Origin of the sequence: Streptomyces minutiscleroticus (assembly GCF_014650875.1) — a bacterium.
Taxonomy (GTDB): Bacteria; Actinomycetota; Actinomycetes; order Streptomycetales; family Streptomycetaceae; genus Streptomyces; species Streptomyces minutiscleroticus.
This window is the reverse complement of the sequence record NZ_BMVU01000003.1, coordinates 381018-391867: the sequence shown is the minus strand read 5'-3', so window position 1 is coordinate 391867 and position 10850 is coordinate 381018. Positions and strand designations below refer to the sequence as shown.

Sequence of the window (10850 nt, the reverse complement as noted above, 5' to 3'; positions counted from 1 at the left end):
CTCAGAACCTCTCCGGGTGGATCAGGGCGAGGACGAGGTAGCCCAGCAGGGCGACGGCCACGACCAGGCCGACGATGTTCTCGGCGGTCACAGCCTGGTCACCCCCTTGGCGACGAGAGCCACGAGCGCGAACACCGCGATCGTGGTGACGACGAAGGCCACGTCGGCCATCGCGAGCTCCTAGTGAGGTACGGACGAAGAATCTGACAAGAAGAGGAAAGCGCCTCCGCGGCCGGGTCCGGCCCTTCGTTGATGGCTCCCTTACGGCGATCCGAGCGTTTTTGACGCCTCTCTTACGGCTGAGGGCGCGCGGCTCGAGGGTGTGGTCCGGCGTCCTGGTTCAGGGGCCTGGTTCAGGGGCCTGGTTCAGGGGCCTGGTTCAGGGGCCTGGTTCAGGGGCCTGGTTCAGGGGTCTGGTTCAGGGGTCTGGTTCAGGGCCGCGGCTCGGGAGCGCGCCGCTTCCCCCGCGGCCGGTGTGCGAGCCCGTGCCGACGGGCCGGGCGGAGCGGGAACCGGCGGAGCACGGACGTCGTCGCCCACGCGGCACGGCGGAGGCGACGCCGGACGGCCGTCCCGGTCCCGCGCGGCCGTCCCGGTCCCGCGCGGCCGGGAGTCCGGGACGTTGTCTGCCGAGGCGCGACGGCGGTGACTCCGGGCATTCGCCCAGGGCGCCGCCCCGGCCCCTCCCCCGGCCGGCGCAGTCGTCCGGAACCACCACGCTGATCTGCGCCGGACGCCGAATCGCGGGCGTCCGGCACGCTGTTCCTGACGAAACCCTGACACGTCCGGCCGCATCGCCCGAAGGCCTGTGGGTCACGCTCTGCATATGCTGATCGGGCCGTCCGCGCGACGGCCGGACCCGGCCCCAGCCGCACGTCAGGAGAGAGCGCCCCCATGGCCACCACCGAGCACCCTTCGCCCCGTCGCCTGCGGGCCTGGATGCTGGAGGGCCTGTCCGACATGGGCAGGGGTGGTGGCCTTCAGGGGCCGCACGCCCGGCCCGACCCTCCGCACAAGGGGCAGCCCTGGTACCGGGTGATGTGCCTGACCGGCGTCGACTACTTCTCCACTCTCGGCTACCAGCCCGGCATCGCCGCCCTCGCGGCCGGCCTGCTCTCCCCCGTGGCCACCCTCGTTCTCGTGGTCGTCACCCTGGCCGGGGCGCTGCCCGTCTACCGGCGGGTCGCCCAGGAGAGCCCGCACGGACAGGGCTCGATCGCCATGCTGGAGCGGCTGCTGACGTTCTGGAAGGGCAAGCTGTTCGTCCTCGTCCTGCTGGGCTTCGCGGCCACCGACTTCCTCGTCACCATCACCCTGTCCGCGGCGGACGCCTCCACCCACCTGGTGGAGAACCCCCATCTGGCCGACGCCCTGCGCGACAGGCAACTGGTCGTCACCCTGGTCCTGATCGCTCTTCTCGGCGCCGTCTTCCTCAAGGGCTTCCTGGAGGCGATGGGGGTCGCCGTCGCCCTGGTGGGGACCTACCTCGCGCTCAACGTGGTCGTGGTGGTGGCCGGCCTGCGGCACGTCGCCGCCGAAGGGCACGTCGTCACCGACTGGTCCCACGCCCTGACCGCCGAGCACGGCAACGTCTTCGTGATGATCGGCGTGGCCCTGGTCGTCTTTCCCAAGCTGGCGCTCGGCCTGTCGGGCTTCGAGACCGGCGTGGCCGTGATGCCCCACGTCCAGGGCGACACCTCGGACACCGAGGACAGGCCGACAGGCCGCATCCGGGACACCAGGAGACTGCTCACCACGGCCGCCCTGGTCATGAGCGCCTTCCTGATCACCACCAGCTTCATCACCACGCTGCTCGTCCCGGAGAGGGAGTTCGCCTCCGGCGGCGAGGCCAACGGCCGCGCGCTGGCGTACCTGGCGCACGCGTACCTGGGAAACACCTTCGGCACCGTCTACGACGTCTCGACGATCGCCATCCTGTGGTTCGCCGGCGCCTCCGCGATGGCCGGCCTGCTCAACCTGATGCCGCGCTACCTGCCCCGCTACGGCATGGCCCCGCACTGGGCCCGCGCGGTGCGCCCCATGGTCATCGTCTTCACCCTCGTCGGCTTCCTCGTCACCTGGATCTTCGACGCCGACGTCGACGCCCAGGGCGGCGCCTACGCCACCGGCGTCCTGGTACTGATCAGCTCGGCGGCCGTCGCGGTGACCATCGCCGCCCGCAGGGCCGGTCAGCGCGGCTGGACCGTCGCCTTCGCCGTCATCTCCGCGGTCTTCCTCTACACCACGGTCCTGAACGTCGTCGAGCGCCCGGACGGTGTGAAGATCGGCGCCTGCTTCGTCGCCGGCATCGTCGTGGTCTCCTTCCTCTCCCGCCTCGCCCGCTCCTTCGAACTCCGCGTCACCCACGTCGAGCTGGACGCCATGGCGGAACGCTTCGTCCGGGACATCGCGCACCGCAAGATCCGGTTCATCGCCAACGAGCCGGACAACCGGGACGCGGCCGAGTACCGCGACAAGACCGAGCAGATCCGCAACGACAACGACCTCCCCACCACGGAGGACTTCGTCTTCGTCGAGGTCACCGTCACCGACCCCTCGGAGTTCGAGGCGGGCCTGACCGTGCGCGGCGAGGTGATGCACGGCCGCCACCGCGTCCTGACCACAGACAGCTCATCGGTCCCCAACGCCCTGGCCGCGCTCCTCCTCCATGTCCGCGACAGCACCGGCCGCATCCCCCACATCTACTTCGAGTGGACCGAAGGCGGCCCCTTCGCCAACTTCCTTCGCTTCTTCCTCTTCGGCCACGGCGAGGTCGCCCCGGTCACCCGGGAGATCCTGCGCGAGGCGGAACCCGACCGCACCCGACGCCCACGGGTCCACGTCGGGTGAGCGCACCACGGCCGGGACCGCCTCTCGCCGGCCGGCTCGCGGGCGCGGCGGTACATGTCCTGCACGCACACGATCGGTGCGGTCGAGCGTGCCCCGGCGATCTGTTCCGCCGTCGCGTCACTCGCTCCGAGGTGCCGGACGAGGCCCTGCCGCTGAAGTTCGACGAGCGCCTCGGAGGGCTCGGCCGGCGAGCCGGGCCGGGGGTCGGCCGCCCTGCCGGTCGCGGACCGCGCCGACCTTGGTCACGACGTGCAGCGATTCGGTGCGGGGGTGCGGCACTTCGCGGATCAGCCGGGCGCCGGCTGCGGGTCGAGTCGGCACTTCCCCGCCGCCGGCGTGCGGTGGGCGCGGGCCGGGTCCACCGTTCCGTCGTGTGCGCCTGCCCCCGCCGGTCGGTTCGTCACTTGCCCAGGGCGGTGGTGAAGTAGTCGGTGAGCTTGTCGACGGCGGGGTCGATGTACTCCCTCTTGTCGTACAGGTCGACGTGGCCGGCGCCCTTGATCCAGTGGATCTCCGCGGGACCGGTGGCGCGGCGGTGGGTCTCCAGGCCCATCCAGGCGGTGACGGCGTGTTCGCCGAGGATCTGCAGGATCGGGCGGGGGCCGATGAGGGGGACGGCGTGGAAGGCGTCGCTGGAGGCCATCCTGTCGATGCTCTCCCAGGCGAGGAACTTCGCCGAGCGCTCATGGCGGCCACGGCTGCCGCAGTAGTACTCCCAGCCCTCGGCACCGTGCCGGCCGCCGAGCGCGCCGGCCTGTTCGGCCGTTTCCGGGAACACGGCCATCACGCCGGGGTCCTCGCCGCGGGCGACGGCGGCGCGCGCCTGGGCGGCGGCGTCGAGGAGGCCCTGGAGGACGGCCGGGTCCTGGGTGCCGTCCGCGCCGTAGCGGAACTGCCGAGCGGGTTCGGCGGTGCACACGGTGGCCACGGCCCCGACCCGGTGGTCACCTCCGGCGGCGGCGAGCGCGTAGCCGCCGGAGGCGCAGACGCCGAGCAGGCCGATGCGGCCGGGGTCGACCTCCTCACGGGTGGTGAGGTGGGAGACGGCGGCCTTGAAGTCCTCCACCCGCTGGGCGGGGTCCTCCAGCCCCCGGGGCAGACCGCCGGACTCGCCCTGGTGGGCGGCGTCGAAGGCCAGGGTGACGAATCCGCGCTCGGCCATCAGCCGCGCGTAGGTGCCGGAGGTCTGCTCCTTGACCCCGGTACCGGGGTGACCGACCACCAGCGCCGGACGCGGACCGTCGGCCGGGCTGCCGGGGGTGCAGAGGTGCGCGGCGATCGGGATACCGGCACTGTAGAAACCGACACTGGTCCTGGTCATGAGGGCGACTCTCCCGAGGACGACGCCGAGGCGTGAGGGCTGCCGCACCGTGGGGCGGCTCGGCGCCCGGGGCGTGCCGGGCGCACACCCACCCTCCGCCGCCGGCCCCGCCCCCGGGAGAGACAGGTTTCCGCCCGGGAAGGATCCTGCCCCCTCACACCTGTGTCCCCTCAGGCCCGGCCGCATGACACTGAGGAACATGAAACCGTCACCCGAACCGCACCTCGGCGCCTTCCTCAGGGCGCGCCGGGCACAGCTGACACCGCACGAGTGCGGGCTGCCCGACACCGACTCCGCCCGTAGGGTCGCGGGGCTGCGCCGTGAGGAGGTCGCCCGGCTCGCCGCGATCAGCGTGGACTACTACACCCGGCTCGAACAGGGCCGCGTCCGGGCCTCCGCGTCCGTCCTCGCCACGCTCGTCCGCGCCCTGCGCCTCGACGACGACCAGAGGAGCTACCTCTACGAGCTCGCCGGCCGGACCGCCGACCGGCCGCGCCGCCGTCGGCAGACCCAGCGGGTACGGCCCGCCATGCGGCGCCTGCTCGACCAGCTCCCCGAGGCTCCCGCGCTCGTCCTCGGCAAACGCCTGGACGTCCTGGCCTGGAACCCGGCCGCCGCGGCGCTGTACACCGACTTCGCCGCCCTGCCGGCGGACCGGCGCAACTACCTGCGCCTGATGTTCACCGACCCCGCGATCCGGGGGATGCACCAGGAGTGGGCGCACGACGCCCGGGACGCGGTCGCCGCGCTGCGCATGGAGGCCGGGGCCGACCCCGACGACCCGGAGCTCGCCCGACTCGTCGGTGACCTGTCCGTGCAGGACGCGGACTTCCGCACCTGGTGGGCCGAACACCGCGTCAACGGCGCGGCATACGGCACCAAGCGCTACCGCCACCGCCTGGTCGGCGACCTCACCCTCGACTGCGACACCTGGGCCAGCCCCGACGGCTCCGGACAGCGCCTGATGATCCTGACCGCCGAACCCGGCAGCCCCTCCCACGACGCGCTGCGCATCCTCACCTCCTGGACCGGGGAGGAGCCCGGCACCGACCGGACGGAGGACCTCGCCCGGTGAGCACCCAGGCACCCGGACGCCCGGCCCCCGTCTCGCCGGGTCCTCACCGAGGCGTCCCGTTCCGTCGTCCCCGGGCCGGCGTGGTCGTCACCCGTGAGGGCCGGCGCCGGCACGCCGACGGCGTCCGCGGAGGCAGGGAGAGACCGATTCCGCCGGTCGGCCGTCCAGCGCCGTCATCGTTCGGTCTCCGCGGGGTGGGGAAGCGGCAGCCCGACCCTGCCTCCCATTCTTATACCGGTATAGTAAGGACGGTATAGTTATTGGTAGCGCGAGAAGGACGCCGCATGATCGAGATCCTGAACCCCACCCTGCTGACCCGGGCGAAAGACACAGGCGCCCTGGTCGCCGACATCCTGCAGACGCTGAAGAGCCGCAGCACGATCGGCACGAACCTCCTGGACATCGACCGGTGGGCCAAGGACATGATCGTCGAGGCGGGAGCACAGTCCTGCTACGTCGACTACGCGCCGTCCTTCGGACGCGGCCCCTTCGGCCACTACATCTGCACGGCCGTCAACGACGCCGTGCTCCACGGACGGCCGCACGACTACACGCTCGCCGACGGCGACCTGCTGACACTCGACCTCGCCGTCTCCCGGGGCGGAGTCGCCGCGGACGCCGCCGTCAGCTTCGTCGTGGGCGGCACGAGGCCCCCGGAGAGCGTCGCGCTGATCAGTGCGACCGAACGCGCGCTGGCCGCGGGGATCGCCGCCGCCGGGCCCGGGGCGCGCATCGGCGACATCTCCCACGCCATCGGCACGGTCCTCAGCGAGGCGGGGTACCCGGTCAACACCGAGTTCGGAGGGCATGGCATCGGATCGACGATGCATCAGGATCCCCACGTTCCGAACACCGGCCGGCCCGGCCGGGGTTACAAGCTCCGCCCGGGACTGCTGCTGGCGCTGGAGCCGTGGGTCATGGCGGACACCGCCGGGCTCGTCACCGATGCCGACGGGTGGACGCTCCGGAGCGCGACGGGCTGCCGGACGGCCCACAGTGAGCACACCATCGCCATCACCGGCGACGGGGCCGAGATCCTCACCCTGCCCGGGCGAGCACGGCCGTGAGAAGGGCACGCACCGCACCGGCACGGTCTCTGCCCGGCGGTGCCGGCCTCCTCGCCCGTGCCCGGATCCGGCGGAAGCCGCCCGGGGACCCGCAGGACAGGGTCTTCGCGGACCCCTTGGGACAACGGGGCGGGCCGGGCTGACGCGTCGTCGGTGGTGATGCCGGCTCCGGCGAACCGGATCCGCACCCGGTGCACGCGTGCGGCGGGGCCTGCGGGGGCCAGGACCGAGCAGAGCGGCGGGCCCGTACAGCCGGGAGGGGCGGGTGCGGTCGAGGACGAAGGGCGGCTCCACGGCGTGGGTGGCGTCGCCCCCCGTCCAGAGCGCCGGAGCGCCCGGCGAACCCGTGCACATGGGTGGCGCGTCGGCGTGTGCTCGTGCGTCATGCCCCATGGCCCCGGTCCGGCCCCGCGTCCCGGCGGCTACGCCTTCCGCCGGCCCTTTCCCGCCTTTCCGCACTGCGCGGCCTCCTGGCCCTTTCCCGCAGCCTTCCCCTCTGCGACGGTGCGCCGGCGGGCGGGCACCGTGTGCGGGCCGGCCGGGGCGGCGTCGGGCGCCTGGCGTTCGAGCTCCCGCTTGGCCTTGGCCAGCTCACGGCGGGCCGCGTCGCCGACGTCGGGGTACCGGGGGTCGAGTTCGATCAAGGTGTGCGCCAGCACGGTACCGACGCACAGGCGCGCGAACCACTTGCGGTCGGCCGGTACGACGTACCAGGGAGCCCAGTCGGTGCTGGTGGCGGAGAGCATCTCGGAGAAGGCGTGCTGGTAGTCGTCCCACCGTTCCCGCTCGCGCGCGTCGGCCGCCGAGAACTTCCAGTTGCGTTCGGGCACCTCGATCCGCTTGAGGAAACGGACCCGCTGCTCCTCCTTGGACAGGTTGAGGAACAGCTTCACGATCCGGAACCCGTTGTCGGTCAGGTAGCGCTCCCAGTCGTTGATCTCCCGGTACCGCCGCTCCCAGACGCCCGGGCCGCGCGCCGCCTCCGGCAGCCGCTGCCGTTCGAGGTTCTCGGGGTGCACGCGCACCACCAGGACCTCCTCGTAGTGGGACCGGTTGAAGATGCTGATCTCCCCGCGTCCGGGCAGCCGGCGGACATAGCGCCACAGGTAGTCGTGGTCGAGTTCCTCGGCCGAGGGCACCTTGAAGGCGGACACGCGCACGCCCTGCGGATTCAGCCCGCTCATCACATGGCGGATCGTGCCGTCCTTGCCGCCCGCGTCCAGGGACTGCAGGCACACCAGCACGCCGAAGGCGCTCTCGGCGGCGAGCCGCCGCTGGTGGTCGGCGAGCAGTTCGACACTCCCGCGGAGCAGTTCGACCCCGTCCTTCTTGCGGACACCCGCCTTGAACCGGGGGTCGAAGTCGTCGGCCAGGCTCACCTTCGTCCCCGGCTCCACCCGCAGCGGCCGGATGAAGTCCGCTGTGCGCCCGTCCCTCTCCTCGGCCCTCACCGCTACGTCCCTTCGCCGCGCGCCGCGCCGTCCCCTCCCCCACCCGATCGCCGGAGTCCTGGAAGCATCCGCCGCGCCGCGCGCCACCCGCCTCACCCCCGGCGGGTGGTTCCCGCCGGGCCGCCCGGACGGCACACGACGGGGACGGCGGCCCCGTCCTCCGCCCGGCGAGGAGCACCGTCGGGCACGAGGGGCCCAGGGCGCCGCGCACGCGGCCCCGGGCCCGTCGCCTCAGGCGCGTGCGAGGGCGGGCAGGATGCGCAGGGCGTTGCCGCGGTTGATGCGGGCGCGTTCCCGGTCGCCGAGGGCGGGGTCCCCGTCCAGCGCGGGGGCCGTCACTTCGGTGACCACGCGGGCGGGGGTGGGCGGCCAGTCGCTTCCGTAGAGGATGCGGGAGGAGCCGACCGCGGCGAGCAGCGTGGGGGTGGCCCACGGTGACATGGGGGCGGCCGTGTCGTAGCAGAAACGGTGCAGGTAGTCGCGGACGCGGCCGGGGTCGACGGCCGGGGTGAGCCGGCGGCCGAAGACCTCGATCCGGCTCGCGATGTACGGAAGGTACCCGCCGCCGTGCGGAAGGATGAAGGTGAGCCGCGGGAAGCGGTCCAGGGTGCCGTTCATGATGAGGCTCAGTGCGGCGCGCGTCGTGTCCATGAGGAAGTCGCACACGAAGGGCGGCACGCCCCGGGGGGCGCCGGGAGCGCTCACTTCCATGGGATGCGTACTGATCACGGCTGCGCGTTCGTCGAGCTCCGCCATGATCGGGTCGAGCCCGGGGTCGCCCAGGTAGGTGCCCCCCACGCTGGTGCGCGCGCTGACCCCCACCGCGCCGAGCCGGTCCATTCCGTGGGCGACGGACCAGCGGGAGAGGTCGGCGTCGTCGAGGAAGATGGGGGTGAAGAAGGCGAAACGGCCGCCGTGTCTGCTGGTGAGGTCGTCGGCGGCTTCGAGCGCGACCCGCGCGCTCTCCTTGCGTACCACCGGTTCCTTCAGGCGTCCCAGCATGGCGACGGTGAGGACGCTGGTGCGGGTGCCCGCCCGGTCCATCAGGGCCAGTGCGGCGGCTTCGTCCCACCGGGTCCACGGCGGCAGCTTGTCACGGTGTGCGACCCCCTTGTCCTCGGCCCACCGGATCCATTCGGGTGCGGTGTAGTGGTGGTGGACGTCTATTCGTTCGTGCCGGGCGTCACCGGCGCCGTGCGCGGTCCGAAGACCTATGTCGTCCGGGGCCTGCAGCTGGGTGGTCTGAGTGGCGTGGGGCATGGGAGGACTCCCTGCGGGTGGTCGGTCTGGGTCGGTGGGTCGAACGGGTCGAGGGGCTGACGAGCGGGTTCGAGGCTGAGGACGCCTTCGAGAACACGCGTCAGCTCGGCCTCGGGACGCGTGGGGACGTCGCTGGAGCGCCAGGCGACGAAGCCGTCGGGGCGGACGAGCACGGCGCCCCGCGGGGTGACACCGTGTGCGGCGGCCCAGTCCCCGGTTCCGGTGTCGAGGTCGAAGCCGGGGCCGGAACCGATGCTGTAGGCCGTCAAGGGGACGCCGAGCCCGGCCGCCGCACGGTGGGCGGCCGGCGGCCACGGTCCGTCGGGCAGGCCGCAGAGCAGGACGAAACATCGCTCGTACAGGTCGATGGTGGACTTGGCGACGCCGTCGTGCACGACGGGCATGTGCGGGGCGCGCGTACCGGGATCCGCCCGCAGGCGGAGCGACGCGGGGATGACCGGTGCGCCGGCGTCGGCGCCGGACACCGCCGTGGACCGGTACCGGTAGCCGAGCGCCACGGTCATCAGGTCCGTGCCCCGGCCCGGGCCCTGCGTGGGGGTGTAGCCGGGGTGCTGCTCGCGTGCGGCCTGCTCGATGGCCCGGGCGCTGGTGGCCAGGGCGACCGGGCGCCGTTCGCTCTCGTAGGTGTCCAGCAGTCCCTCCCCCGCCCAGCCCCGGAGCACCGCCGTGATCTTCCAGGCCAGGTTGTGGGCGTCCTGGATGCCCGTGTTGGAGCCGAAGGCGCCCGTGGGGGGCATCTCATGGGCCGAGTCGCCGGCGAGGAAGACACGTCCCCGCCGGTACCGGTCGGCCACCCGGTCCGCCGCGTGCCACGGGGCCCGTGCGGTGACCTCGACGTCCACGTCCCGTACGCCGACGGCGGCCCTGATGTGGCTCGCGATGCGCGTGTCGGTGAAGTGCTCGAGCGTCTGGCCGCGCTCGGGGAACCACGGGACGTGGAAGACCCATGCCTCCTCGTTGTCCACGGGCAGCAGGACCCCTTCGCCCTCGGTGCCGTTCAGGTAGCACACGAGGAAGCGCCGGTCGCCCACCGCCTCGCGCAGGCGCTTGCTCCGGAAGGTGACGCTGACGTTGTGGAACAGGTCGCCCCGTCCGCTCCGCCCGATGCCGAGACGCTCGCGCACCGGGCTGCGCGGTCCGTCGGCCGCCAGGAGGTACGCCGTGCGCACCGGGTACGTCCGGCCGCTCTCCCTCTCGCGCAGTACGCACGTCACCCCGTCCCGGCTCTCGGTGAAGGAGACCAGCTCCGTGCCGAAGCGAACGTCCCCGCCCAGTTCGCGGGCGTGCGCCAGCAGGACCGGCTCCAGGTCGTTCTGGCTGCACGCGCACCGCGCGGCGGAGCAGACCTCCGTCTCCGGGGCCCGGCCGGTGAGCCGGGCCGAGAGCCATGTGCCGCGGCCGGCGGAGAGTGTGTCCGTCTGCAGGATGCCGTGATTGCCGGACAGGGTGGCCGCTGCCCTCCTGATGTCGGGTTCCAGGCCGGCGGTGCGGAACAACTCCATCGTCCGCATGTTGTTCCCCCGGCCGCGGGGGTGCTCGGAAGTGGCCGCGCGGCGTTCGACGACCCTATGGGCGGTGCCCAGCCGTCCCAGGAAGACCGACGCGGACAGCCCGACGAGCGAGCCGCCCACGATCACCACCGGCACCATGTCTTTGTCACGCATGTCCACGGCGCGTTCTCCTTCGGTGACCCGGCAGTGGATTCGAGGGGGGAGCGTTCACGCTCGTCGTGGCCCTGGGTCCGAAGCTGCCACACGCCCTCCGGATCAGCAATCGAGCCTTTCCCCTGCACAGCCCGATTTCCG

The 10850-nt window shown here is 72.7% G+C and carries 8 protein-coding genes and 1 pseudogene; 3 read left to right on the top strand and 6 right to left on the bottom strand.

The annotated features are described in order from the left end of the window. Position 1: 1 nt before the first annotated feature. Complete coding sequence (gene kdpF / locus IE271_RS06985) at positions 2-91, bottom strand: K(+)-transporting ATPase subunit F (RefSeq protein WP_133888732.1); 90 nt, start codon at positions 89-91, stop codon at positions 2-4. A gap of 803 nt (positions 92-894) precedes the next feature. On the opposite strand from kdpF, the gene IE271_RS06980 reads away from it, so the two are divergent. Continuing rightward, on the top strand, positions 895-2850 hold the full coding sequence (locus IE271_RS06980; protein WP_190189282.1) for an APC family permease: 1956 nt from the start codon (positions 895-897) through the stop codon (positions 2848-2850). Positions 2851-2891: 41 nt separating this feature from the next. Here IE271_RS06980 and IE271_RS06975 read toward each other — a convergent pair. Together IE271_RS06975 and IE271_RS06970 are read right to left on the bottom strand one after the other, a co-directional pair. Further along, positions 2892-3159 (bottom strand): annotated as a pseudogene (locus IE271_RS06975) (aldo/keto reductase); the annotation flags it as partial. 91 nt (positions 3160-3250) lie between these two features. Continuing rightward, positions 3251-4171 carry an alpha/beta hydrolase gene (locus tag IE271_RS06970; RefSeq protein WP_190189281.1) on the bottom strand — a complete coding sequence of 307 codons (921 nt, stop codon included), beginning with the start codon at positions 4169-4171 and terminating at the stop codon, positions 3251-3253. A gap of 199 nt (positions 4172-4370) precedes the next feature. Between IE271_RS06970 and IE271_RS06965 the strand changes: the two genes are divergently transcribed. Together IE271_RS06965 and map are read left to right on the top strand one after the other, a co-directional pair. Further along, positions 4371-5246, top strand: coding sequence for a helix-turn-helix domain-containing protein (locus tag IE271_RS06965; protein WP_190189280.1), 876 nt, complete (start codon positions 4371-4373; stop codon positions 5244-5246). Positions 5247-5530: 284 nt separating this feature from the next. Continuing rightward, positions 5531-6313 carry a type I methionyl aminopeptidase gene (map, locus tag IE271_RS06960; RefSeq protein ID WP_190189279.1) on the top strand — a complete coding sequence of 261 codons (783 nt, stop codon included), beginning with the start codon at positions 5531-5533 and terminating at the stop codon, positions 6311-6313. A 422-nt stretch (positions 6314-6735) separates the two neighbouring features. Here map and IE271_RS06955 read toward each other — a convergent pair whose 3' ends face one another. From IE271_RS06955 to IE271_RS06945, 3 genes are all read right to left on the bottom strand, one after another. Further along, on the bottom strand, positions 6736-7764 hold the full coding sequence (locus tag IE271_RS06955; protein WP_190189278.1) for a polyphosphate kinase 2 family protein: 1029 nt from the start codon (positions 7762-7764) through the stop codon (positions 6736-6738). A gap of 231 nt (positions 7765-7995) precedes the next feature. Continuing rightward, positions 7996-9024 (bottom strand): amidohydrolase family protein, encoded by a 1029-nt coding sequence (locus tag IE271_RS06950; protein WP_190189277.1) that lies wholly within the window; start codon positions 9022-9024, stop codon positions 7996-7998. Then, complete coding sequence (locus IE271_RS06945) at positions 8976-10709, bottom strand: FAD-dependent oxidoreductase (protein ID WP_190189276.1); 1734 nt, start codon at positions 10707-10709, stop codon at positions 8976-8978. Before IE271_RS06945 ends, IE271_RS06950 begins: the two co-directional genes overlap by 49 nt. Positions 10710-10850 lie beyond the last annotated feature (141 nt).